The sequence below is a fragment of the Hoyosella rhizosphaerae genome (assembly GCF_014643175.1).
Lineage (GTDB): Bacteria > Actinomycetota > Actinomycetes > Mycobacteriales > Mycobacteriaceae > Lolliginicoccus > Lolliginicoccus rhizosphaerae.
Map to the genome: position 1 here is coordinate 809100 of NZ_BMJH01000001.1, position 25287 is coordinate 834386.

A 25287-nucleotide genomic window follows, 5' to 3' on the forward strand; every position below is an offset into this window, starting at 1 on the left:
CGCAACGAATTCTCCGTACGCTTGTCGAGTATGGGCATCGAGTACACGACATTCGTTGACGACGACATTGATTCCGTATTCGCGTGGCATGGTCGGCCTGGAGCTTTCCGCAGGCTCGTACCGCCGTGGCAGCCGATGAAACTGGTGAGCGAAGCATCATCACTTTCCGATGGAACAGCGGTTCTTGGCCTTCCCGGCGGTTTGCGCTGGATCGCCAAGCACGACCCCGAGGCATATGATCCGCCGTACCGATTCGCTGACGAACTCTCACGCGATGGCGCAGCATCCATTCCAGCCAATTTGGCTGTCTCATGGCGCCACACCCACACGTTCTCGTCCGCTGGCACCGGACTTACAAAGATTGTGGATCGGGTGGAAACGACGGTGCCGGAGTTTGCGCTTCGCTCAACATTCCAGTACCGCGAACGCCAACTGCACGATGATTTTGCGCGCCACCGCGAGTATCCCGGTGTCACCCGCACCATTGCTATCACGGGCGCATCGGGCCTGGTAGGGACTGCTCTCTCCGCGTTCTTGTCGACAGGAGGCCATCGCGTAATCCGGCTGGTGCGCGGTGAATCGAATGGTCCAGATGAGCGCACGTGGGACCCCCAAAACCCAAGCAAGGACCTTTTCGACGACGTCGACGCCGTCATCCACCTTGCGGGCTCCTCAATCGCTGGCCGGTTTACGGAGGAGCACAAACAAAAAATTCTCGACAGCCGTATCGGGCCCACCCGCCTTCTTGCCACATGCGCGGCCCAAGCTTCGAACGGTCCAGAGGTTTTTGTGTCAGCGTCAGCTGTCGGATTTTATGGCAGCGATCGCGGCGATGAAGTCCTCAACGAGGATGCGTCTCCTGGTGATGGTTTCCTCGCCGATGTCGTTGCGCAGTGGGAGGACGCAACGCAACCGGCTCGCGAGTCTGGCCTCCGGGTTGTGAACGTGCGCACAGGAATTGTGCAATCGCCGAACGGTGGAACGCTGCAGATGTTGCGACCGCTCTTTAGCGCTGGTCTTGGCGGCAAACTTGGTAGCGGACGTCAATGGTTGTCGTGGATTGACCTCGATGACCTGGTCGACATCTATCACCGGGCAGTGTTGAACACGACGATTTCCGGCCCTGTGAATGCTGTTGCTCCGCTTCCCGTGCGCAACATCGAATACACCAAAGCGCTCGGTGCGGTGCTGCGCCGCCCTACGATCCTGCCCGTCCCCAGCTTCGGCCCGAAGCTGCTGTTAGGCAAAGAGGGAACTGAAGAACTCGCGATGGCTAGCCAGAATGTTCTTCCGTACAAATTGCTCGATGGTGGGCATAATTTCCGGCGTCCCAGCATCGTCGAATGCCTACGTCACCAATTCGGAAAGTTTGTTTAGCGGGTAGCCACGACGATTTCGGTTGCTGGTTTGCGCCGGAGCATGGGGATTCGCGCGACGAAGTCGTTCACCGCGTTGGCGGGGTTCAGCATGTCCTGAAGGGACGTCGCGGTGGAATTGAGGGCGTCCAGTGTTGGCACAATGCGATCGACCGCGGGCCCAAATCGTTCGAGTGTGTGCAGGAGTGCAACAAGTCTGCCGATGACATCTCGTTCGGCAACCGTCGCCACGAGGCCGTCGTCGGCGAGCAACCGATCCACGGGTCCCCCTGAGATGATGGCGCGTTCCACGAGACCATCCTTGACCGCTATTTGGTCGAGCACTCCCCCTTCGGCGAGCAGACGGTCCAGCGGACCGCCCTTCTCCAGGACCTTTTCGAGAACGCCTTCCTCATCGACGAGCCGTTCGAGTAGCCCACCTCGCGACAGAAGCCGGTCTAGCGGCCCATCGGGGTCAAGCAAACCGCTCTGCGCGATCCGGCCGAGCACGGCCAGTTGGGGCCGAAGGTCAACGGTGTGGACAAGGACGGGTGTCCGTCGGGTCAGTTGACCGACTGTGTCAAATGCTGTGTCACGCGCTGCTCTGGTGGCTGAAGCTAGCATTCGGACTGGCAAGAAAATAAGTATGAACAACGTGCTCCCCCTGTGACGCCACGGCCATCTGCCTCCGTGTGCCAGCCAATGTAGTGCACTTGTTCGCCAATTTCGTGGGTGACGCGGCCATCACCCACGATAAGTATCTGTGACAGCTGTCACAGCTTATTGTCCGAGGTGTGTGAACAACTCCAGCGACTTACGAATGTCACCCTTTAACGACTTCGCGACCGCAAAGCCGATCGGTCCGGCAACCGCAGCCCCCGTGATGTCAAAGTCGAGTGCAACCCGCGACCCCATCTCAGTAGGAGTGACAGCAAGGTCAACCACAACATTGATGCCCATCATCCCTCGGCCCTCCAACGTCAGGAGATGAGGCTCTTCCACACGCAACGCAGTCCACGACACCTTCTGCCGTAGCCCCCGCACCACGACTTCTGACACGGCTGTGCTGCCGTGGACGATCCGGGCTGGAACCTCACTGCACCAACCGCCATGCAACGTAAACCACTGGTCATACCCAGCGAAGTCGCATGCTCTCGCCCACGCCACTGCGGGTTCGATCGGAATTTCCGTCGTCATTGATGCTCGGGCCACCCGGCAACAATAGTGGACGAGTAGCGGTTAGCGCATTGCTGCTTCCATCTCGGTGAACTCATCCTGGACACCCTCATCGGGACGCGGGACGAGCAACGACACCGCTACTGCGACGACGAGGCACGCAACGAATCCTGGGACGATCTCGTACATCACTCCCTTGAGCGCATCGATATTGCCCCAAATGCCAACAACGACGGCTCCGGTGATCATTCCGGCAAGAGCCCCGTTCGCGGTGAGTTTGCGCCAGAACAGTGAGAGCAGAATCAGTGGTCCGAATGCCGCACCAAAACCGGCCCAGGCGAAGCCAACGAGCTGAAGGATGGTCCCACCCGGATTCAGCGCTAGGAGCCCGGCAACTAAGGCGACTGTCAGCACGCCGATACGGCCGTACAGGACGTAACGCTGCGGGCTCGCTTCCTTACCAAAGATTTTGTAGATGTCTTCCACTAGCGCTGATGAACACACAATCAGCTGCGACGACACGGTCGACATGATTGCCGCGAGCACAGCAGCGAGAATAAACCCAGCAATCAATGGGTGGAACATGATTTGCGACAGGCGCAGGAACACCGTTTCGGGGTTGGCGAGGGTCGCCGGATTCGCGTGGAAGTACCCAATGCCAACGAGGGCTGTCGTGATCGCGCCAGTCGCGGTGAGCACCATCCAACTGATGCCGATGCGCCTACCTGCCTTGGCGTCCTTTGCTGATCTCAGCGCCATGAACCGCACAATGATGTGCGGTTGCCCGAAATAGCCCAGGCCCCACGCCGCGGCGGAGATGACGGCGAGCACGCTGCCGCCGAAGAACAAGGACGTGCGGTTGAGGTTTTCTGCCGCATCAGCTGCATCGATCGCAGTGAATACCTCGCCGAAACCGCCCATGGCAATGATGGTCGCAATCGGAACGGTGATCAGGGCCACGAACATCAGGATGCCCTGTGCCACGTCGGTGAGGGTGGCGCCAAGAAAGCCACCAAACAGTGTGTACGTGAGGGTGATTCCGGCGACTAGGAGCATGCCGAACAGGTAGGTGGAGTTGAACGATGATTCGAAGAAGACACCACCGGCGACCATTCCGGAAGAGACGTAGAACGTGAAGAAAACGAGAATGATGATTCCCGCGGTAATGCGAAGCAGGCGGGTTTTGTCGCGGAACCGGTTCTCAAAGAAGCTCGGCACTGTAATCGAGTTGTTGGAAATCGCGGTGTAGGTGCGAAGCCGTGGGGCGACGAACCTCCAGTTGAGGTAGGCGCCGATAACGAGGCCGATGACGATCCATGATTCGACTAGACCACTCGCGTAGATCGCGCCGGGAAGCCCCATGAGCAGCCACCCCGACATGTCCGAGGCTCCTGCGGACAACGCTGCGACTCCCGGTTTGAGCTTGCGCCCGGCGAGCATGTAGTCATCGAGGTCAGAGGTCTGGCGATACGCGTAATAGCCAATGGCGAGCATGGCGCTGAAGTAGATCGCGATCGCGAGCACTTGATACGAATAGGCGGTCATGGCGTCCTCGGTTCTGTTCGTTCGGCCCGGGATGTGTGCCCGTGAGGCCAGATGTCCGTGAGGTGGGGTGTCCGCGTGCGATTGGAATGTTTCGCAGGAGAGAGCGCCAAATTACCACAGGCTCTCCAGGTCACGGACGGTTTCCTGCAAAGCTTCTCGGATCGCCATAATCGCAGGGTGACGGGCACTTGCGGTGCGCTGGGAGGTGAAGATGGTACGGCTTGGGCTGGTTTCGAGCGTCACCAGTCGCGCCTCCGGTTGCCTTCCCACCCAGACCAGATCTGGCAAGAAGGCGACCGCGTTTCCGGACTCGACGAGCCGAACGTGAGCTTGCAGGTCCGCAGTTTCAAATCGCACGTCAGGGTCAAAACCGGCTTGTCGGCACGCTTGCTCTGCCCAGTGCCGTGATGCGGCCCCGTGCGGTTCCATCACCCACGGTGCCTCCCGTGCGCTGGCAAGATCTTCGATGTCGAGGAAACCGCGCGGGGGTAGCGCGAGTCGAATTTCGTCACTAGTGAGGTGTTGCCGGTCTAAGCCTTGATAGTGCTGCGCAGCGTGGCCTGGGTACTGTTCCGCGACGACGAGGTCAAAGTCGCGGGCCCAGGTCTCGTGGAGGGCTGTTTCTGGTTCGTGCTGCACCATTTCAATGCGCACGTTGGGGTGTCGATGCCGCATTAGGTTTAACGATTGTGGAATGAGTGCGAGGGCTGCGGTTTGGAAAACAGCGAGTCGGACCGTTCCGGAGACGGTGGTGTCGGATGCGGCGAGGGCGGATTCTGCGCGTTCTAAACAATCGAGAAGTTCGCCGGTGTGCTCGACGAGCAACAGTGCCTGGGGTGTGAGTTGTAGCCGTCGGCCTGATTTGCGCAGGAGTTCGGCGCCAGCCTCCCGTTCCAGGATTGCTAGTTGTTGCGACACCGATGAGGGGCTGTAGTTCAAGGCTGCGGCGACTTCCGCGATGGTGCCGCGAATGCTGAGTTCGCGCAAAAGGTTTAGGCGGTGGACGTCGAGCATCAACCCATCCAATCATTCGGTTTTCCTTCACGATACTCTTCGGAAAACATCGCTATACCTGATGGGTGGTTGCGGCGCATACTCAAAGGAACCGAGCAACCAGAGGAGGTCGTAGCCGTGAGCACCCCCACAGGCCATGCACCGCACAATTCCCGCGAAGCCAACGTCACGCCGCAGGAACTCACCGACGAGGCAGTTCAACTGGTACGCCGCTGGTTGACCGAAGGCTCAAAATTCCCCGTCGACAAATCCGCTGAGCAACTCGCCGGAGTACTCAACGACCCCAACGGTCTCGACTTCACTGTCGGCTTCGTTGACGGCGTCGTACGCCCCGAAGATCTGCGCGTCGCCGCCACCAACCTCAAAGCGCTGGCACCCATCACGCCCGGCTTCCTCCCGTGGTACATGAAGTTCGCAATCCAACTCGGCGGCATTCTTGCCGTCGTCGCACCGCACCTCGTGATCCCCATAGCCCGAAAAGTGCTGCGCCACATGGTGGGGCACCTCATCATCGACGCCACCGACGCCAAGCTGGGCAAATCGATCACCAAAATCAAAACCGACGGAGTTCGGCTCAACATCAACCTCCTGGGCGAGGCCATTCTCGGCGAAAGGGAGGCCGCCCGCCGCCTCGATGGCACTCGCAAACTGCTCACCCGCGATGACGTTGACTACGTCTCCATCAAAGTCTCGTCAACGATGGCGCCGCACAACCACTGGGCATTCGATGACGCCGTCACCCACGTCGTAGAAAACCTGTCCCCGCTCTATCGCATCGCCGCGAATGCCACACCGCGACACAAGTTCATCAACCTCGACATGGAGGAATACAAAGACCTCGACCTCACCATCGCGGTCTTCACCACACTGCTTGACCAACCAGAGTTTGAGAAACTGGAAGCTGGAATCGTGCTCCAGGCATACCTGCCTGATGCTCTCGCGGCGATGATGCACCTCCAGGAGTGGGCAGCAGCACGCGTCGCCCGCGGCGGAGCCCCCATCAAGGTTCGTGTCGTCAAAGGCGCAAACCTACCCATGGAACATGCCGATGCGGACCTCCATGGCTGGCCCCTGGCAACCTGGCACACCAAACAAGAATCAGACACGTCCTACAAGGCAGTGCTCGACTACGCTCTGCGCCCCGAGCACACCCGCAACGTCCGCATTGGCGTGGCCGGACACAACCTGTTCGATATCGCACTCGCCTGGCTGCTCGCCACCAAACGTGACGTCACCGATGGCGTCGAATTCGAAATGCTCCTCGGCATGGCCACCGGACAGGCCGAAGCAGTGCGTCGAGATGTTGGTTCGTTGCTGCTCTACACCCCAGTTGTGCACCCACGTGAGTTTGATGTCGCGATCGCGTACCTCATCCGTCGGCTTGAGGAAGGCGCATCCAAGGAAAACTTCATGTCCGCGGTGTTTGAACTCGACAAGAACGAAGCACTCTTTGAACGCGAGAAGCAACGCTTCCTGGCGTCGGTCCACGCACTCACCGATGAAGTTCCCACCCCGCACCGCATCCAGGACAGGAACCGGCCACAACCCCCCGCCCCACGTACAGGGTTCATCAACACTCCCGATACGGACCCGGACCTACCCGGCAACCGCGCCTGGGGTCGGGCCATCGCTGAGCGCATGGAACACTCGACGCTCGGCAGCGAGTTAGTCGAAGAATCCTGGGTCGCCACCGAAGACGAGCTCGACACCATAATGTCGCGCGGCGCGAAAGCGGCGGCGAGTTGGCAAGCACTCACCGCAGATGAACGTGCGGAAATCCTCCACCGCGCAGGTGACGTCCTCGAACGCAAACGCGCAGACCTTCTCGAAGTAATGGGCTCTGAATGTGGGAAAACCCTCGACCAGGGCGACCCTGAAGTGTCAGAAGCCATCGACTTCGCGCACTACTACGCAGAACTGGGCCGCGAACTCCAGAAAACCAACGGAGCGGAGTTCGTACCCTCTGCTCTGACGGTAGTTACTCCCCCGTGGAATTTCCCCGTGGCCATTCCCGCAGGTTCAACCCTGTCCGCACTTGCCTCCGGCTCCGCAGTTGTCATCAAACCCGCTGGACCAGCGGCGCGATCAGGCGCAGTGATGGTGGAAGCATTGTGGGAAGCTGGCGTACCGCGCGACGTCTTGCAGTTTGTCCAACTCGGCGAGCGCGAATTGGGCACCCAGTTCATTTCACATCATCTCGTTGAGCGGCTCATCCTCACCGGCGCTTACGAAACAGCGGAACTGTTTCGCTCATTCCGGCCGGACTTGCCCTTGCTCGCTGAAACATCAGGCAAGAACGCCGTCATCGTCACGCCCTCCGCTGACCTTGACCTAGCAGCAAAAGACGTCGCATACTCTGCTTTCGGCCACGCAGGACAGAAGTGCTCGGCGGCCTCACTTGTCATCCTCGTCGGTTCAGTCTCGACGTCCAAGCGGTTCCGCAATCAACTCATCGATGCCGTGCAGTCCCTACACGTCGGATATCCGTGGGATCAGCGCACCCAAATGGGCCCGATCATTGAACCCGCCTCGGGGAAACTACTGCGCGGCCTCACAACGCTTGGCGACGGCGAAAACTGGGTGCTCAAGCCCACCCAGCTCGACAGTTCCGGAAAACTGTGGAGCCCCGGCGTGCGAGACAACGTAGAACGCGGCTCTGAGTACCACACCACCGAATACTTCGGACCCATCCTCGGCATCATGACGGCAGGGACGCTCGACGAAGCCGTCGACATGGTCAACGAGATCGACTACGGGCTCACAACCGGCCTCCACTCACTGAATCCCGACGAAATCAAGTACTGGATGAACCACATCGAGGCCGGAAACCTGTACGTCAACCGCGGCATTACAGGCGCTATCGTGCAACGGCAACCCTTCGGCGGGTGGAAAAAATCCGCCATCGGAGCGGGCACCAAAGCAGGCGGACCGAATTACCTCGTCGGTCTCGGTACATGGAGAGATGCACCCGTCGAACCAACGCTTGCCCCAATCACCGGCCCTCCGTCTGCCATCGCGACAGCTCTAGAAGGCGTACTGAGCACAGCGGACATGGAATGGCTGCGCGCTGCGATCGCCACTGACGCTTCCGTGTGGAATTCCGAGTTCGGCATCGCGTACGACCGCACCGGTCTACACGCCGAGCGAAACCTACTCCGCTACCGGACCGTCCCCGTTGTTGTCCGGTACGAGGAAGGCACATCCGGACACGGTGTCGCCGAACTCGCTCGGGTTGTGGCCGCCGGACTGCGCTGTGGCGCACACATTAGCGTGAGCAGTGCCGCTGCTCTTCCGCCAGAAATGCTCGATATCATTGGCGCACAAGGAGTCTCCATTAACACCGAGACCACGCAACAATGGCATCAGCACGTCGCCCACCTCGCTGCGGGTGCAGCTCGGATTCGCCTCATCGGTGGGGACTACACCGCGACAGCTAAGGCCGCGAACGGCAAACCCGATATCGCGATCTACGCGTCACCTGTGGTGTCCGCTGGCCGCGTTGAAATGTTGCCTTTCCTTCGTGAACAGGCAGTTTCCATCACGGCTCACCGGTACGGCACACCCAACCACTTGACCGACAACATCATCTAAAAAACCTGGGTGGGGTGCCTAGTAATAAAACTTGGCACCCCACCCAGCTCCACCTTTAACTACTCGGGGATGCGGTCCGCAGCCCAGCTCCCGTACGCAAGTGCGCGCACCGTCTCAATTTCAGACTCCGGCACTGGCGTATCGCTCAGCGAACCCGCCGCGTCATCGTGGAAAATGTAGAGCCGCGACACCATCTCGGCGAACGGCAACGATGCCTCACCGAAACGCTCACCGTGCCCCTGCGTCGACACCAGAACTCCGTTGCCCCAGTTCTGCCGACTGTCATTGTTCGGGTTGTAAAAATACACACGCATCTCGCCTTCTTGATCAAGGCCAACTCGAATGAGTGTGATGGCATGCCACCCGACAAACACTGCCGAACTATCCGTCACCGCTAATCCCGCCGGTTGCGGATGAATCAGAGGCTGGTTTCCGTTGTACAGCGGGTGATAACTCGCGTAGAACTCCCGGACAAATCCTTCGTAGTCACGCAGCTTTCCTGTCGCCACATCTACCGCGATGTAGAACTCGCGGCCCACCCACCAACCGTGAAACTCAGGGTTGATCCACCGATGGGGGTCTTCTCCACGGTCGGAACACAGCCGTCCCATTTCGCCATAAATCCGGTCCAAGTGCGGCACGAGGATCGTCGACACGGCATCCGTATCGAGCATTGACGATCGTGCCAACGCGTCTGGCAGTTCGGCGGACGAAATCGGGGTGCCTTCAAAATGCATGAGCACCGTATCTTGCCGAGTTGCGTGGAAAAGCACATGCAATAGATACGCGGGATCGCTGTATGACCACATCGAAATCGCCCGAGCTGACTGGCACGTCGGGTTGTTTCCTTGCCCGATCCCCAAAGGCAGCCCGAGGGCGAGGATAGTCCCAGCGAGCAAGTGCACCCGTGGTGGAAGCGCTGCACCAAAAGTGGCCGTCAGTGCCGCACTTGCCTTCTCGGAAGGCTGCAACGCAATTTGCCGCCACAGCCCAGGTGCGATGGGCGGCGAATACAGAATCCCGCGCTCCAACAAGTTTACCAGCCCGTACAGCGCCTGCGCTGTCCCCGGATGAATCGCCTCGACGATCAGGTGGTGCACCAAATCCGAGTAACACTGCAATGCGTCCTGGCCCGTGCTGCTCAGTCCTAGTGCAGTAGGCAATAGCGTTACCTGACCAGTGTCGAGAATCCACCGCACAAACAATGCGTGGTAATCCGACACAAGCCCAGTATCGAGCATCGCTCGCGCAAGCCCTGAAGCTTCTTGCTGCAACCCAGGGAAATCAATCGTTTCCAGCCGAGATTGGTACTCGGTAAGCCCAGGATCGTCACGACACGTTTGTGTAGGGCCAAACAGTGAACTGATGAGCCGGTCTGCTCCCAGCCGCGCGTCACCGAGGCTTCCCGCCCCATTCGCCATCGTGATCGCGATTTCAGTGATCATCGCTTTTACGTGGCCGACTTGGATGGGGCGTTGCGCGAGAATCCGCCAGATCTCGTCGATCAAACTCTGCAGGATGTCGTCAAAACCGATGTGATTCAGCAAAAACTGAAACAACTCCGACACTGCACCGTCGAGTGGCCCGGCCTTTACGCGCGCCGCTTCATCCATCATTCCGAAGACGCGCTCAAGGTTCATCGCCAACACTTGTGTCAAGAAGTGGCGCGCTAGGTCCCCTGACAACTCGGTGCTGTGCATCCGCCCGGTGGCAACGGCGAGCATGCGCAATTCGCTCAGGCATTCAATGGTGATGGTCTGCGCTGAACCACCGCGCATCGTTGCCGTGACCAACCCTGGAATTAAGGAAGCCGGGGCGGCCCAATCTGTACCGGCGAATACTCCGGCCCGATCAAGCCGGGGCGCCATCTCATATAACACTTCGATGCCACCTGATTTGGTGAGCAGCCGACGCGCGACATCAATGACCGGTGCCTGATGGTTGGACTTAGCGAACGCACTTGCCTGCTCAAGACGTGACACGGCGTGCTCAAGTTTTTCCGTGAGCTTGCCGACGCCGGGGTCAGTAACAACGGACTCCGCAGAGTTCACGTCTCAGTCCACCTCTCGTGTCATACGTAAAAGTCAAGCTCTTCTTGCCTGGTAAGTAGTTCCTTCATGCGATCAGGATCGTCGCCGAAGAAGTACACCAGACCCCAGTGGGTGCCAAACGCCGAACGCTTCGTCACCTGATTAGCCACAGGTGGTGTGAGTTCGTGGAAATCAAAGTACTCGTCGTCTTCAGTCTCCGAGGGAATCTCGAGTTCGCTCACGACACGGCGCCGTGGGTAGACACCGAAGCAACCAGCGTGGCCTTTAGCATCGACCACTGGTGTGGGGAAGAAAGCTTCGATTTCTTCTTCTGTTGTCTTCGGGTCGAACATCAACACCAACGCCTGGTACGCGTTGAAACCGTATGAACGCTCAAGAAGTTCAAAAACCTTGAAGCCGGGCGGCCGGTAGGCGACCTCGCCGAAATACATTTTGCCGTCGCTGGTGACAAAGTATTCGGGGTGAATGAACCCGAAATCAATATCGAATGTTTCGATGAGTTTTTCGATCTCTTCGGTAATCCGCGGGCGCCACTTCTCCAACTCGGGGCTGGCAGGCACAAACACTGAATATCCGAGGCGGACGTACTCGGAAATATTGAGGAATCGAATCTTGCGATCCTGCACCCACGCCTCGACTGCGAATTCCCACCCGTCAAGGTGGCTTTCGAGCAGCGCTGGGAATTCATCGTCATTGATATTCGCGACGTCTTCCACAGTCGAAATGACTCGGTGACCTAAGCAGCCGGCCTGATCGAAGGCCTTGAGGTGAATAGGATCGTTCGGGTCACCATCGAGTTTCAGCAAGGTTTGGTTTACGCGCTTGAGGAATCGGACCACATCATCACGGTCGTGTGCTTCCTCGAAGATGCCCACGCGGATTCCGCCGAGTTGAGCGCGGCGCTTCATCAACGCCTTGTCGCGGAACAACATTGCCTGACCGTGCAGCCTGGGGTTACCGTGCAACACGGCATTGATGGCCCCAGCCCATTCCACGGTTTCTTCGAATAGTGGAATTGCGGCGTCAACACCCATGTCTTTGAGTGTTTGAGCGATTTCTAGCGAACGATCATTTAAGCGTTCAAAGTTCCAGCACACAAACGGAATATTGTTTTCTTTGGCGTAGTCTTCAGCCCATTCAGGTGCGACTACAACGTACCGTCGGTCGAAACGCTCTACAGCGTCTATCGCACCGAGGCTCCAACCAAGAAGTGCAACATAGCCCTTTTCGGGATCTTTCTCCATGCTCTTCAACTCCTCCAATGTAGGTTTCGAGCGGTGATCGATCTATCGGCCACAGTTCCCTAGCCTGCCACCGTTGACGACTAACCGCCACCATCGCTCCGGCCGTGGACGTGGCTACGGACTTCGTGCAGAGAGCGCATCACCCAACCAACATTGACCGAACTTCGCAACCTAAATTCAACAACGCAAACACCGTGTATCACCAGGCGTTATGCAGTCATAATTCCGCTGCTTTTCCGTTCAGAACACACATCTGCGTCACGAACGCGAATGCGCGGTAATGGGGCGCCTCTTGTTTCCCGAACGCTACGGCGTGTCGCCCATGCCTACTCACAACGGGGGGTTCAGCCGGGGTGAATGTCAGCCGCATCGGGCAGGATGTGCACATGCTTCAAAACGATCTCCGGGCCCGCGCTGACGAACTGCTACGCAAACTCGCTGGCGAACACGCTCAGCTACGCGACGATCAATGGTTGGCGATCGAGGCGCTGGTCGCCCACAACCGCCGCGCCCTCGTAGTGCAACGCACCGGGTGGGGAAAATCGGCGGTGTACTTCATATCGGCTAAATTGCTTCGCGCATCGGGGCGAGGTCCGACAGTAATCGTGTCGCCTCTCTTGGCTTTGATGCGAAACCAGGTAGCCGCAGCCCAGCGAGCAGACGTCGTTGCAGCGACCATCAACTCAGGCAATATCACCGAGTGGTCAGCGATTCACGAACGTATTGCTGGAGGCGAGATCGATGTACTCCTCGTCAGCCCTGAGCGGCTCAACAACCCCGATTTTCGTGACCAGGTTCTACCCCACCTGGCACGCGACGCCGGGCTGGTCGTCGTCGACGAAGCACATTGCGTATCTGACTGGGGCCACGATTTTCGCCCCGACTACCGCCGCATACGCACGCTCCTCACCGAACTCGAACCCAATACCCCCGTGCTTGCCACCACCGCAACTGCGAATGACCGAGTAGTCACAGACGTCGCAGCTCAACTTGGTGTCGGTGGTGACGACGAAACCCTCATTCTTCGGGGAGGACTCGATCGCGAGTCACTGCATCTGAGCGTTCTTAACGTCGGTGGTGGTGCCCGACGTGCAGCGTGGGTAGCGCAACACCTCAACGACCTGCCTGGCAGCGGAATTGTGTACACCCTCACTGTCTCCGCGGCGGAGGACCTGGCTGCGTTGCTCACCGACCAGGGTCATAGCGTGGCGGCGTACACCGGCAAAACCGACACAGCTGAACGCGAGCAACTCGAATCGGACCTTTTAAACAACGAGGTCAAGGCACTGATTGCGACGTCCGCACTCGGGATGGGCTTCGACAAACCTGACCTTGGTTTTGTGTTGCACGTAGGCGCACCGTCGTCACCCATTTCGTATTACCAGCACATTGGCCGCGCTGGACGGTCCGCCCAAAGAGCAGAAGTGATTTTGCTACCAGCGGCCGAGGATCGCGACATTTGGCGCTACTTCGCTTCGGTAGCATTCCCACCAGAGGAATCTGTCAAAAGCGTCTTGGCAGCGCTACGAACCGACCGTGCATTGTCCACGCCCGCGTTGGAACCGTTGGTCGACCTGGGTCGCAGTCGGCTAGAAATGGTGCTCAAAGTTCTTGACGTGGATGGCGCCGTCAAACGTGTCAAAGGCGGGTGGATCAGCACAGGTGCCGAATGGACCTACGACTACGAACGCTACGGACGGCTCAGTGAGGCACGGGATTCGGAACAACGCGCCATGCTCGACTACGCCGAACTGAAAACCTGTCGGATGGTGTTTCTTCGTCGGCAACTTGACGATCCTTTGCTCGGTACGAATCCCGCGCCGTGTGGTCGCTGCGACAACTGTGGGGGCGCACGATTTAGCGCAACGATTTCCGACAGCACCACAGCAGCCACCGATGCGAGGTTGTCCCGCCCCGGCGTCACCCTCGCTCCGCGCAAACAGTGGCCAACAGGGATGCGCAGTCTTGGGGTGGCGCTGAGCGGGAAAATCCACACTGGTGCCGAACAAGGCCGGGCTATTGGCCGACTGACAGACCTTGGTTGGGGGCAGCGCCTGCGAACGCTTCTCCAACAGCCCGACGGGCCCGTAGACGAGGACGTCGTGTCGGCCGCGGTGGAGGTCCTCAAGGCGTGGAACTGGGGACAACGCCCAAGTGCCGTCCTAGCGATGCCACATCACACCCACCCAATACTGACCGAGACACTTGCTCAACGGCTCGCTCAAGTAGGGAAACTGGACTTTCTTGGCGTCCTACCGCGTCGTGCGAACCACCCAGTCGCCAACGCGCACAACTCCGCCTACCGCGTGGCCGCGCTACATGAGAGCTGGGAACCACCGCACGTGGCTGAAACTGGTCCGATCCTGTTAGTCGACGCGACCACAGATACTGGGTGGACGTTCACCGTCGCCGCTCATTCACTCCGGCAAGCGGGTGCGCCCGCTGTACTGCCGTTCGCCATAGCTAGCGTCAGTTAAGCCGAGGGAACCAAGAAAATCCAGGTTGTTCCCTCTGCCACTGTGAGAGGCTCCCCCGCCGAAGTGAAGAACAGCAGAGGGTCCTCGCTGCGCGTACGGCGCCACTGACCGACGTGTCGTTCCCCGTCGCGCAAGACGGTCACGGCACCAGAACCGGTGGTGCGCGCTTCGGGTGAACCGAGCAAACCCGGCCGAATGTCTACTTCCTGCAGAACCACGGTGTCGGCGACAATGTTTCCGCTATCCGTGGTGCTTAGTGGCCGGCTATCGACATCGATCGTCCATGCGGATTTGTCACTGTCCCAGGTGATGGCATACGAGGCGAGACCGTAGTCGACTCGCTCGCCGGTGGTGATTTCACCGCCTAGTGGCGACTCCCCCACAGCAAGTACGGCACCTGCAGGAGGCTCCGACGGCTGGGGCAGAAGCCCAGGTCGGACGTACAGGTTGTGTGGTGAACTACGGCGGTTGTCTCGGAAGAAGGCTCCCGGAGTGTTTCCTTCTGTTGCGTTAATCAGAGGGGCGTCACGGAATCGGTCGAGTACCTCATTAGCTGCACCAGAGTACGCAAATGTTGGCTCCCCTAGCAGCCTCAACAAATCTAGGTCTGTGATGCGAGCACTACGCACAGGACCGACAACCTCCGGGAGGGGCGCCTCAAAAACCGCGAGCAAGCGAGTAAGGCCTGCTTCAACAGGTTCAACGATGACTATATGCGCATCCCCAATGCCAGTTTGAGGCCGCGCCGCGGCAACATTGTCGACCTTCACTGCTATCAGCGGGTTCGGCTCCGGAGGCAACGGCTCATCTGTGGTTGGCGTGGCTGTTTCTTGCGGGTCTTCTTGCGGAGTTGGTTGCACGCAACTAGTGAGCATCAATGTCGGCGCGATGACCGCGACGGCAAGGGTGCGGAGGATCGCCCGAGTCATGCGGACATTCCTACCACAGGGACACCCACCACAGAGGCGCACACCACCGGCAAGCCGATAATTCAAACAGAGTTGCAAAACCCAAATTCTGCACCTGCCGCTGACCAATTTTGCTTCCAAAAACCACCGTGACCGTCAAGATGGAGAGCAGTCCAGAGTTGGGAGCTCACGATGGCATCTGAGAACGCGACAGCCACCAAAACAGATCAAGTTGGCTTCGGATCTGCGGTTCCTCCGGCCATCATCCCACCGGCAAGAATTTGGACAGGAAGGCTAGCCGGTCCACTCTTGGCGTTGGCCGCATACTTCCTCATCCCAGATCACCCGGAACTGTCAGCAGCCGGACGCACCACTGCGGCCATCGCAGTGCTGATGGCGGTCTGGTGGATGACCGAAGCGCTCCCACTTTCGGCAACTGCGCTGGTCCCCATTGTGGCTTTCCCAGCCCTCGACATTCTGCCCATTGGTGACGCAACCGCGCCGTATGCCTCCCCCACGATTTTCCTTTTCATGGGCGGGTTCATGATTGCTCTCGCCATGCAGAAATGGAACCTGCACAAGCGAATCGCATTGCACACGGTGCAAATTGTGGGCACCCGGCCTAAACAGGTTGTGCTCGGGATGATGATCGCCACCGCGTTCCTGAGCATGTGGGTGTCTAATACCGCAACCACACTAATGATGCTGCCCATCGCAGTCAGTGTGCTCGCACTGGTAATGGCAGGGAGCGACAAACTCGCAGATAAGGACGTGCGCAACTTCGCCGTCGGATTGATGCTCGCGATTGCCTACGCTGCATCAGTCGGTGGATTGGCAACCATCATCGGTAGTCCCCCAAATGCGATCATGGTTGCGTTCGTCGAGGAGAACTACGGCATCAGTATCAGCTTCGCCGACTGGATGAAGATGGGCGTTCCCATCTCCGTCTTATTCCTCTTCATTGTTTGGGGTCTTCTCACCTGGGTCATATTCCCCACAAAGATCAAATCTATTGTTGGCGGAAAAGCGATGCTGCACGACGAGCTTCGCGCATTGGGCACAATCTCGCGCGGTGAGTGGAATGTGCTCGTCGTGTTCGTTGTGACCGCATTGCTGTGGGTGTTCCGTGAACCCCTCGCCGACATTGATGTTCTCGTGCGTGTGCTGCCGTTCATGGCGAATCTGTCTGATGCTGGCATCGCGATTGCGGCCGCATTGGTGCTGTTCTTGCTGCCGGTGTCAGTCAAGACGAGCCCGGAGTCTGGGCAACGAGAAATCATCAATACTTTGGATTGGAAAACCGCGCAATCCGGTGTTCCATGGGGCGTCTTGTTGCTGTTTGGTGGTGGGCTTAGCCTGGCAGGCGCTGTTAGCAGCACCGGGTTGGACGCTTATATTGGCGAGCAGGTCGGCGGACTTGGTGCTCTGCCCATCGTGCTCATCGTCGCCGGGGTCGCGGTAATCGTGTTGCTGCTGACGGAGTTGACATCTAATACAGCAACCGCAGCAACGTTCTTGCCAGTTCTTGGTGGTGTGGCGCTCGGCTTGGGTATGGACCCAATGCTGTTGCTAGTTCCCGCTGTCTTGGCTGCCTCGTGCGCATTTATGTTGCCCGTCGCTACCCCGCCGAACGCTATTGTGTTTGGTTCCGGGTACGTCACCATCGGTCAAATGATGCGCGCCGGGATTTGGCTCAACGTCATCGGCATTGTGCTGATAACGGTGGCTGTCTTCACGTTCGGCGGGTGGGCGCTAGGTATCGAGTTTTGACGTCAGCTAGTCTGCGCTGCCTGAATCTTGGTCGGCATCGGCATCATCAGTCAGGTCATCCTCAGTGACCGGGTCGGGAAGCACAAACGTCATCGTCACGGTTTGGCCGTCGTCGACGAGTTCCGCGACCTGTGGACCTATGTTGGGGTGTGTGTCAGGGGATATTGCCGCACCGTAGCAACCGGTGGTAGCGGTCAAAGATGCAGAACCACTGCTATCAGTGACGACGGTACCGACGGCGGTTGACGCACCTTCAAAGCTGCTCAATGGGCACGTTGGGGTACGGACTATGCCGATGGTGAGGCCTTCGACCGGTTGTCCGGACTCGGTGCGCGCAACGATGGCGATCGTGCCTGACTTTTCGCCTACGGTGTCAGGAGCGTTCTGCGTGACAGAGACATGGTTCGGACTACTGCCGACATTAAAATAGACCACAGGTTCTGTGAGAAAGTAGCCGGTGTTTCCACGCACGTGTGTTGCGGCGTAGCAACCAGGGTCTAGCGCGATGTGGATGCGCCCACTCGCATCAGACGGCGGGGTCCCCCAGCTAGTAGAGGGGTCTCCGCAGCGATGAATTGTGATTTCGTGTCCAGCAATATTGTGCTCAGACGACGCATCATTGACGTTGATTGTGGCAGGTACCCAGTTTGAGGAAAGACCTCTGGGACCATCGTAGAACCGCAGTTCCCCAGTGGCTGATTGTCCACTTTCGAGGTTGTTGACGGTGTGCATGCCTTCAGGGATTGGATAGACGCTGTTGGGTAGTGACTCAATTCCGTAGTGAAAACAGCCGGCAGGGACGGTGATGGTTGCATAACCTTCGACAGAACTCTGCGCGAAGTAGTCGCGTTCCGGCTCCGCGCCAAGGATTGGGCCATCTATGTCGCATTCGGTGAAGTGGCTTGCGCGAACGGTGACGTCGCGGATGGGTGCTCCGGCGAGCGTGCGGGTTTCGATGGTGAGCGTAGATCGCGTCGCTTCGGCACCTGGAGTGTCGCGAATAGTAGGGCGCACGTTCGGATCGGGTTGTGGTTGTTCGGGTGCCTGCGTTGCGCTGGGGGTGCTTCGCGGCGCAGTTGGAGTTGTTGCAGCAGGAGTTGTTGCAGTAGGGCCTGGGGCATCGGTGGAGCGCGTGTCGGTTGGTGCGGGGATCTGCTGAGTAGGCAGCGGTTCGGCATAGGTGTAGTTGAGGTCCGTCATGCTGCCGCAGCCGGCAACCATTAAGCCGACCGATGCGGCCGCAACCGCGAGTGCATATTTGTGATGTCGCACAAATGTCCCTTCGTTCCAAACTCGTACACGTTTTACTTACTAGGTTTCTCGGCTGGGGAGCTGCCACCGTTACCAAGATCGCCATATCTGCAGTGATCGTGATCACTCTGTAACCTGAACTATGGCGCAGGTTGCGTTGAAAACGGAGGCGACAGGAGGGCCGTCACTATGAGGCAGATTCAACCCGACCTATGGGAAACTGAGCCCGAATTCCCCGCTCCGGGGCTCAAGACGCACGCATACTTGTGGGTACGCCCGGACGGAAATGTGTTGCTGTACAACACCACTCTCGAATCCGAACTCGACGAAATCGAACGTCTCGGTGGTGTACGCCACCACTACCTGAGTCATCAGGATGAAATTGCGTCGTCCCTGCGCACTATCCGCGACCGATTCGGGTCAACGCTCCACATTCACGCATCAGAGGGCCATCTGTTAGATGAGGTGGTGCCGGAGCACGAGACGTTCAGCGACCGCCACGTCATCGACGGGGAATTCGAAATAATCCCCACGCCTGGCCACACACCAGGCAGCACATGCTTTATCGTCCACGGCGCAGGCGGGCAATACTTGTTTACCGGCGACACACTCATCCGCGGCAGTAACGGCCACTGGTTTACGGCCTACTTTGACGGCTTCTCCGACTACGACGCACTAGTAAACACACTAGAGATGCTGTCTACCTTGTCGCCGGACATCATCATCTCCAGCGCATTCTCCGGCGATTCTGGCGTGACGGTATTAGGCGACGACCTGTGGCCATTGTGTGTCAACGAAGCGCTCGATGGGTTGCGGCGAAGCTAGTGTGACTTGATGTAGTCGGCTGCCTTCTCCCCAATCAGCACTGACGGTGCGTGTGTGTGCCCGCGGATGATCGTCGGCATCACCGAAGCATCGGCAACCCTCAAACCTGACACACCTCGCACACGCAGTTGAGGGTCGACCACACTGTTCTTGTCCATGCCCATGCGGCACGTTCCCACCGGGTGATAGAGAGTGTGCGCGTACTGCTCAAGGCAAATCTCAATTAGTTCATCTACTGGAGCGTCGGCTGGAGCAGGCGGTTGCAAATAGTCGCCGAAATGGCGAGCAAGCGCTGGCGAGGCAGCAAGCTCGGTGCAAGTACGAAGGCCGGCGATCATGGCCGCACGATCAACCCCACCCGGATCTGACAGATACTTCGGATCAATACGAGGTTTGTCGAAGGGGTCTGGCGTCACCAAGGTGATATCCCCTGAGCTTTTCGGCTTGAGAAGCACTGATCCGAGCACAGCACCATGGCCGTCTGGTTGCACAAGACCTTCGCGGATAAACGGACCAGGCCCAAAAAGTAGTTCAATATCTGCATGTTCCAACCCTGCGCGGCTATGCACAAACCCGTAGGCCTCCGCTACGGGCGAGGTCAACATTCCTCGCCGACGCACAAGATAGTTCACCAGTTCAGGCGGGCTTTCCGCCGACAGCAAGCTGCCTTTTTCAACGCTATACACAATCCCTGCAACCAGGTGATCTTGCAGGTTCTGCCCGACCTCGGGGGCGTCATGCACAACGGCGATACCGTGTTCGACAAGATGTTGAGCTGAGCCAATTCCAGACAGCATGAGCAGGTGTGGAGTGTTGATTGCACCGCCGCAAAGGATGACTTCGCGTCGAGCCCGGATGTGCGTCAGTTGGCCATCGCGTGCAAACGCGACGCCCTGTGCGCGAGTGCCGTCGAAGGTAACGCTGGTGGCGTAGGCATTAGTGAGCACGGTCAAGTTGCTGCGTTTGGCCGCGGGCCGGAGATAGGCGTCCGCTGTACTCCAACGTGCGCCGCGCTTCTGGGTCACCATCGTTTGCGAGAACCCGGATGGGTGCGGAGTGTTCGCCCGCTCAATCTTGAAACCGCACTCCTGCACGGCCGTCAGAAAGTCACCCGTGAGGGCGCGTGGGCTTCGTTGTTCCGAAACAACGATCGGGCCGGATTTGCCATCGCCCGGTGAACGCCCATTCTGAACATTCTCTATTCGTTGAAAGTAGGGCAGAACTTTCTGGAACGACCAGTCATGGCCTGCGTGGGTGGACCATTCGTCGTAATCGGCGGCATAGCCGCGAACCCACATCATGGCGTTCATAGAGGAACAACCACCGAGCGTTTTGCCTCGCGGCCAGTATATTTGCCTGCCCCCAAGTTGCGGTTGAGGCGTCGTGGAGTAGTCCCAATCGACATCGGTCCTATATAGCTTCGAAAAAGCCGCAGGAATATGAATGAACTGGTTGGTGTCCTCCGGTCCGGCTTCAAGGATCGCAACCGTGGTCGAGAGGTCCTCACTCAACCGGGCAGCAACGACTGCACCGGCTGATCCGGATCCGACAACTACGTAGTCAACTTCTACTGGCGTGGTCATGGGGCCCTAACCGCGCAGCGCTGACGCGAAGATGCCTGGAAGCTTCACCCAAGAAGGGTTTGCAGAGAACTCGGTGAGTCTTCGGCCTGTGGTGGCCGCGGTGGTGTTCGTGACGAACCACGGTGGGCGGGGCGACAGCGCGAGTTCGCGGTTGAGTAGTGAACGTGGGGCTGGGCGGAATGGCCCATACACAACGGTGCGTTCAGGCTTGTCGATCAGGAATGCGTTGTGTACTACGCCAATTCCGCTTTGCACGTCGTTGAGTGTGTGACCGGGGAACGCCCCCCATGTTGCTCGCGCAGTGAGGTAACCGACACCCGTCCATGCGTTCAGCGCAACGGTGCCGTAGTGCAGATCCTCAATAGCCTGATCAAGCTTCTTACCGAGACTGTTGATCGTATTGGGGTGGGCAACGAGGTTCACACCTAATGTTCCGGCACAATGTTCGTTCGCGAATGCCACCGCGTTAGCTAGGAAGTCAGCAGCATCGCCGGGCAACTCGGCAACGGCGAGGACGGGTGCGAAATACTCAGTGTGCAGCGCTGGGGAATCTGAGGTGATTCCCGAAATGAGCACGCGGGTACCTATCTTCTCCGCAATTTCGTGGGTATCGAGCGCTGAACTGATCCTTTGATCGCTTCCCGGGTAGTACGGGGTGCGCGGCGGCGCATTCGTCAGCACTTCGCGGAGCGCAGTTAAGAACTGTTCCTTCTGTGCCCACTCGGCGGGCACCACGACGATTTGTGATGCGACGCAGTTATAGCCGCCGTTATGGAGTCTCTGGGTTGCGACGTGTTCAGCTTGGAATTTGATGTCGGCGGCCGACCACTCCCCAGGAATGATGATGACCGGTGACACACCGCCAAGTTCGCTCGTGATGGGTTTGGTGAGCAGTGGGGCGTTGTCACGTTTCCGCTTCTCCCCTTCTTCGCCTGTGCCGAACACGATCGCGTCGTGAGTCACCGCACTGCCAGTCATGTGGACATGGGCGACCGCGTCGTGGTTGACGAGGTAGGTTCCGACATCAGCCCCACCCGTGACGATCCGCACGACGCCAAAATCAATAAGCGGCCGAAACACCTTCTGAAACACCGGAAGCATTCGGTCCATGATCGGGTTGAGTTTCAGAATGACCACGCGATTGTGGGCGAACAGTTCGTACAAGACGTCGAGTGGTGCGATGGACGTAATGTTTCCTGCACCGAGCACCACTCCAATGCCATGGGTTTCGGTGGGGTTGCGTTGAGCTAGCCCGGCATTGCTCCGTGCTTCGTCTTCCGTGACTCCTGGCTGCAACCACACATTGGCTCGGAAACCGTTCATCAACAAAGTGTCGAATGCGTTGAGCGGCAGTACTTTCACGGCTACACGGGCGCCTGGCGCTTGAGAAAATTCGGCATTATCGAGTGGGCTCTTGCCACCGTCGAGGGACTGCACGGTCTCCGCCAACGCAGCGGTTGCTGTAATAACCGGGTACGGCCCGGACATCCATTCCTCACCCACCAGCGCCGACTCAGCAGGTAGGTCTTTTATTGCGGACGCTGCCTCAACCCACTGTTCGGCGCATTGGCCCGTCAGCAGCCGAATTTGGTCTAACAGTTCGCGTCTGCGCACGAGCGGCGTGGATCCCCAGAGCTTTTCTCCTGCGCTTAGCTCAGCCAACGCTGTATCGATGTTCGGGAAACTGGAGGGCGGCGGCGAACTTTCTCGTGGCACGGGTACCTACTCTCACTTGTCGCACGCGCATGTGGTCTACGACACACATTAGCGCGTTTCGAGCCGACGGACGGATTTGTGTTGGCATATCATTTTTCGCAACTCGGTGTGACATAGACCACAAAGTGTCATGATCATATAAGGACACCGCCTCGGCCAAGGAGCACCCACATGCTCAAAAAAGCGCACGACCGCATGGGCCTCAGGACAGACCCCATAATCTTCTTCGTCTCCGCCGGAATCGCCATCGGTTTCGTACTATTCGCCATCCTGTTCACTGGATTCGTTGACAGCGTCTTCACTGCCGCACGGGACTGGCTACTCACGTCGTTCGGTTGGTTCTACATCCTCGGCGTCACCTCATTTCTCTTGTTCCTCATCTGGATCGCGTTCAGCCGATACGGCCACGTCAAGCTAGGTGGAGAAGACGAAAAACCCGAGTACAGCAACATGGCGTGGTTTTCGATGCTGTTCGCCGCTGGAATCGGCACGATCCTCATGTTCTGGGGCGTTGCCGAGCCAATCAGCCACTACGCGAACCCGCCGCGCGGGGATGTGGAACCCGAATCAATCGCTGCGATGGACGAAGCGATGGGCTTCACGCTCTACCACTTCGGGCTGCATACCTGGACGATCTTCTGCCTACCAGCGCTGGCATTTTCCTACTTTGTCTACAAGCGCGGACTGCCAATGCGGGTCAGTTCGATCTTCTACCCCATCCTCGGCGACCGGATCCACGGCCCCATCGGAAAATCGATCGACATCCTTGCCGTCATCGGCACACTTTTCGGCGTGGCCACCTCCATCGGTTTGGGCACCTTGCAAATCAATTCCGGACTCAACAGCCTCTTCGGTGTACCGGAAGGCAAATTAACCCAAGTCCTGCTTATTTTCGGCATCACACTGATTGCAATCGGATCTGTCGTTCTCGGTCTCGACAAAGGCATCAAACGACTGTCCAACATCAACATCACGATGGCGATAGGTTTGCTCGTTTTCATCTTCATCTCCGGCGCAACCCTGTATCTGGCCAAGGGGATCATCGAGACCACGGGGACCTACCTCAAGTGGATAGTGCCGCTGTCATTCTGGACCGACGCCGCCGACGTCAACCCCGGTTGGCAAGGCAACTGGACGGTCTTCTACTGGGCTTGGACCATCACGTGGGCACCGTTCGTGGGAATCTTCATTGCCCGCATTTCGCGCGGCCGCACCATACGCCAGTTTGTCGGCGGCGTTCTTGGCCTCCCCACCGCGTTTTCCATCATCTGGTTCAGCGTCTTCGGGCTGTCATCCTTTGACATCGAACGCAACCGAGATGGCAACCTCATTCAAGAAGTGGTGGTGGAAAACGACATACCGGGAGCGCTGTTCAGTTTCCTCGAAAACTTCCCATTCACTACCTTTGTCGCCGCAATATCCGTGCTCATAGTCGTCATCTTTTTCACAACGTCGTCCGACTCAGCGTCACTAGTGATCGACATGCTGTGTACAGGTGAGTCAGGGATGGGCCCCACCCGTCAGCGCGTATTTTGGGCGGCCCTCGAAGGTGTCGTCGGCGCAACACTTCTCGCAGCGGCAGCCGGAACGGACGGGCTCACAGCATTACAGCAAGTCATTACTGTCATCGGTTTGCCGTTCTTCCTTATCGGGTTCCTGATGATGTATAACCTCGTCAAGGCCCTTCGCGAAGACCACGTATCTACCGGAGATCCAGTACGAGCGTGGAAGCACGCCAAATTCCGATAGGTCCCGATCGTCGAAAACTATTCCAAACCACTCAGATCAGAGGGGACGTCAACAGCATTTTCTTTCAGAAACGACAGGTCGACGATACTCAGAACCTTCTCATTGGTGGCAGCCAACACCACTGGAGCAGCTACGCCATCACGGTGCGCCTGTAACCAGTTGCGCGCCGTCACACACCAACGGTCACCCGGGTTCAACCCTGGGAAGCCATACATTGGCATTGGACTGCTGAGGTTATTCCCAATCGACTTCTGGTGCTCCAAGAACTCGGCCGTCACGACCGCACAGATGGTGTGACTTCCGCGATCATCGTCACCTGTACTGCAGCAACCATCACGGTAGAACCCTGTTAAAGGTTCCGTGCTACACACCTCGAGTTCGCCGCCAACAACATTGCGTTCCGCCATAGGACCACTGTAGGCGCGTAAAGCGTTTCCCACCGCCCGCACGGCGGCAAATGCGGCATCTCACTTCAGCCCCAAGCAAGATCGAACCCGGGTAGCGTAAGAACCGCAATGTTCCCGAACTGTGCTTCCGCGCAGAAAAAGCGAGGTGATGACAATGAGCTACCCAGGATATGACCCCAGTTCAGGCGCTCCTGTTGGTGGACAACCAGCCGGACTACTAGTGCGATTCACCGCCCGAGTTATTGACTGGTTCGTTTGGATCGTCCTCAGCGCATTCGTGTTCTTCATCCTCCGCGCCGTCAACGCTCCCGAACTTCTTGCTGCGGCACCCGGTGTGGTTTTCGGATACCTATACTTTGTCGTGTTCGAGGTGACGACAGGCTCGACGATCGGTAAGAAGTTTGTCGGACTGTCTGTACGCGGCAGTGGAGGCGCAGCCCAGCCGTCCGTGAAGGACTCAGCTGTGCGCAACGCATTCATGATCTTGAACTTGATTCCGTTCCTCGGCACGTTGCTGTGGTTGGGTGCAAGTATCGCTATCGCAGTGACAATCAGGTCGAGCTCCACCAACCAGGGCATTCACGACGGCTTCGCTGGTGGGACACAAGTAGTTCGCGGATAACAG

Annotated in this window: 18 protein-coding genes; 7 read left to right on the top strand and 11 right to left on the bottom strand. The window is 58.3% G+C overall.

All coding sequences use genetic code 11. The features are described from left to right. Window positions 1–30 precede the first annotated feature (30 nt). Entirely contained in the window at window positions 31–1377 is a 1347-nt protein-coding gene (locus IEW73_RS03775; RefSeq protein ID WP_188670818.1) for a TIGR01777 family oxidoreductase, read from the top strand. On the opposite strand, the gene IEW73_RS03780 is transcribed toward IEW73_RS03775, so the two are convergent. The 4 genes from IEW73_RS03780 to IEW73_RS03795 form a co-directional block, all read right to left on the bottom strand. Then, the gene (locus IEW73_RS03780) at window positions 1374–1991 is read right to left on the bottom strand and encodes a hypothetical protein (protein ID WP_188670821.1); all 618 of its coding nucleotides are present in this window, start codon (window positions 1989–1991) and stop codon (window positions 1374–1376) included. The genes IEW73_RS03775 and IEW73_RS03780 overlap by 4 nt on opposite strands. A gap of 144 nt (window positions 1992–2135) precedes the next feature. Beyond that, the gene (locus tag IEW73_RS03785) at window positions 2136–2567 is read right to left on the bottom strand and encodes a type II toxin-antitoxin system Rv0910 family toxin (protein ID WP_188670823.1); all 432 of its coding nucleotides are present in this window, start codon (window positions 2565–2567) and stop codon (window positions 2136–2138) included. 27 nt (window positions 2568–2594) lie between these two features. Continuing rightward, window positions 2595–4076 carry a sodium/proline symporter PutP gene (gene putP / locus IEW73_RS03790; protein WP_188670825.1) on the bottom strand — a complete coding sequence of 494 codons (1482 nt, stop codon included), beginning with the start codon at window positions 4074–4076 and terminating at the stop codon, window positions 2595–2597. 111 nt (window positions 4077–4187) lie between these two features. Beyond that, window positions 4188–5102 carry a LysR family transcriptional regulator gene (locus IEW73_RS03795; RefSeq protein ID WP_206050415.1) on the bottom strand — a complete coding sequence of 305 codons (915 nt, stop codon included), beginning with the start codon at window positions 5100–5102 and terminating at the stop codon, window positions 4188–4190. 105 nt (window positions 5103–5207) lie between these two features. Between IEW73_RS03795 and IEW73_RS03800 the strand changes: the two genes are divergently transcribed. Continuing rightward, window positions 5208–8681, top strand: a complete 3474-nt coding sequence (locus tag IEW73_RS03800; protein ID WP_188670827.1) for a bifunctional proline dehydrogenase/L-glutamate gamma-semialdehyde dehydrogenase — start codon at window positions 5208–5210, stop codon at window positions 8679–8681. A 59-nt stretch (window positions 8682–8740) separates the two neighbouring features. Here the strand turns inward: IEW73_RS03800 and IEW73_RS03805 are convergent, their stop codons facing one another. Beyond that, window positions 8741–10732 carry a hypothetical protein gene (locus tag IEW73_RS03805; RefSeq protein ID WP_188670830.1) on the bottom strand — a complete coding sequence of 664 codons (1992 nt, stop codon included), beginning with the start codon at window positions 10730–10732 and terminating at the stop codon, window positions 8741–8743. Window positions 10733–10752: 20 nt separating this feature from the next. After that, on the bottom strand, window positions 10753–11976 hold the full coding sequence (locus tag IEW73_RS03810) for an ATP-grasp domain-containing protein (RefSeq protein WP_188670832.1): 1224 nt from the start codon (window positions 11974–11976) through the stop codon (window positions 10753–10755). Between the two features lie 386 nt (window positions 11977–12362). Here IEW73_RS03810 and IEW73_RS03815 point away from each other — a divergent pair, with 386 nt between their 5' ends. After that, on the top strand, window positions 12363–14453 hold the full coding sequence (locus IEW73_RS03815) for a RecQ family ATP-dependent DNA helicase (RefSeq protein ID WP_188670834.1): 2091 nt from the start codon (window positions 12363–12365) through the stop codon (window positions 14451–14453). On the opposite strand, the gene IEW73_RS03820 is transcribed toward IEW73_RS03815, so the two are convergent. Continuing rightward, complete coding sequence (locus IEW73_RS03820) at window positions 14450–15382, bottom strand: DUF3048 domain-containing protein (RefSeq protein WP_188670836.1); 933 nt, start codon at window positions 15380–15382, stop codon at window positions 14450–14452. The two genes, IEW73_RS03815 and IEW73_RS03820, sit on opposite strands and share 4 nt — an antisense overlap. A 171-nt stretch (window positions 15383–15553) precedes the next feature. Between IEW73_RS03820 and IEW73_RS03825 the strand changes: the two genes are divergently transcribed. After that, window positions 15554–17131 carry an SLC13 family permease gene (locus tag IEW73_RS03825; protein ID WP_188670839.1) on the top strand — a complete coding sequence of 526 codons (1578 nt, stop codon included), beginning with the start codon at window positions 15554–15556 and terminating at the stop codon, window positions 17129–17131. Between the two features lie 6 nt (window positions 17132–17137). Here the strand turns inward: IEW73_RS03825 and IEW73_RS03830 are convergent, their stop codons facing one another. Then, window positions 17138–18403: a hypothetical protein gene (locus IEW73_RS03830; RefSeq protein ID WP_188670841.1), complete on the bottom strand. Its 1266-nt coding sequence runs from the start codon at window positions 18401–18403 to the stop codon at window positions 17138–17140. 168 nt (window positions 18404–18571) lie between these two features. Here IEW73_RS03830 and IEW73_RS03835 point away from each other — a divergent pair, with 168 nt between their 5' ends. After that, window positions 18572–19207, top strand: a complete 636-nt coding sequence (locus tag IEW73_RS03835) for an MBL fold metallo-hydrolase (protein WP_188670843.1) — start codon at window positions 18572–18574, stop codon at window positions 19205–19207. Here the strand turns inward: IEW73_RS03835 and IEW73_RS03840 are convergent. Next, complete coding sequence (locus tag IEW73_RS03840) at window positions 19204–20790, bottom strand: GMC family oxidoreductase (protein ID WP_188670845.1); 1587 nt, start codon at window positions 20788–20790, stop codon at window positions 19204–19206. The two genes, IEW73_RS03835 and IEW73_RS03840, sit on opposite strands and share 4 nt — an antisense overlap. A 6-nt stretch (window positions 20791–20796) precedes the next feature. Then, window positions 20797–22506 carry an aldehyde dehydrogenase family protein gene (locus IEW73_RS03845; protein ID WP_188670847.1) on the bottom strand — a complete coding sequence of 570 codons (1710 nt, stop codon included), beginning with the start codon at window positions 22504–22506 and terminating at the stop codon, window positions 20797–20799. A gap of 171 nt (window positions 22507–22677) precedes the next feature. Here IEW73_RS03845 and IEW73_RS03850 point away from each other — a divergent pair, with 171 nt between their 5' ends. Continuing rightward, window positions 22678–24255 carry a BCCT family transporter gene (locus tag IEW73_RS03850; protein WP_188670849.1) on the top strand — a complete coding sequence of 526 codons (1578 nt, stop codon included), beginning with the start codon at window positions 22678–22680 and terminating at the stop codon, window positions 24253–24255. A gap of 17 nt (window positions 24256–24272) precedes the next feature. On the opposite strand, the gene IEW73_RS03855 is transcribed toward IEW73_RS03850, so the two are convergent. Next, on the bottom strand, window positions 24273–24662 hold the full coding sequence (locus tag IEW73_RS03855; protein WP_188670851.1) for a DUF2237 family protein: 390 nt from the start codon (window positions 24660–24662) through the stop codon (window positions 24273–24275). A 154-nt stretch (window positions 24663–24816) separates the two neighbouring features. Between IEW73_RS03855 and IEW73_RS03860 the strand changes: the two genes are divergently transcribed. Continuing rightward, on the top strand, window positions 24817–25284 hold the full coding sequence (locus tag IEW73_RS03860) for an RDD family protein (protein ID WP_188670853.1): 468 nt from the start codon (window positions 24817–24819) through the stop codon (window positions 25282–25284). Window positions 25285–25287: the final 3 nt, after the last annotated feature.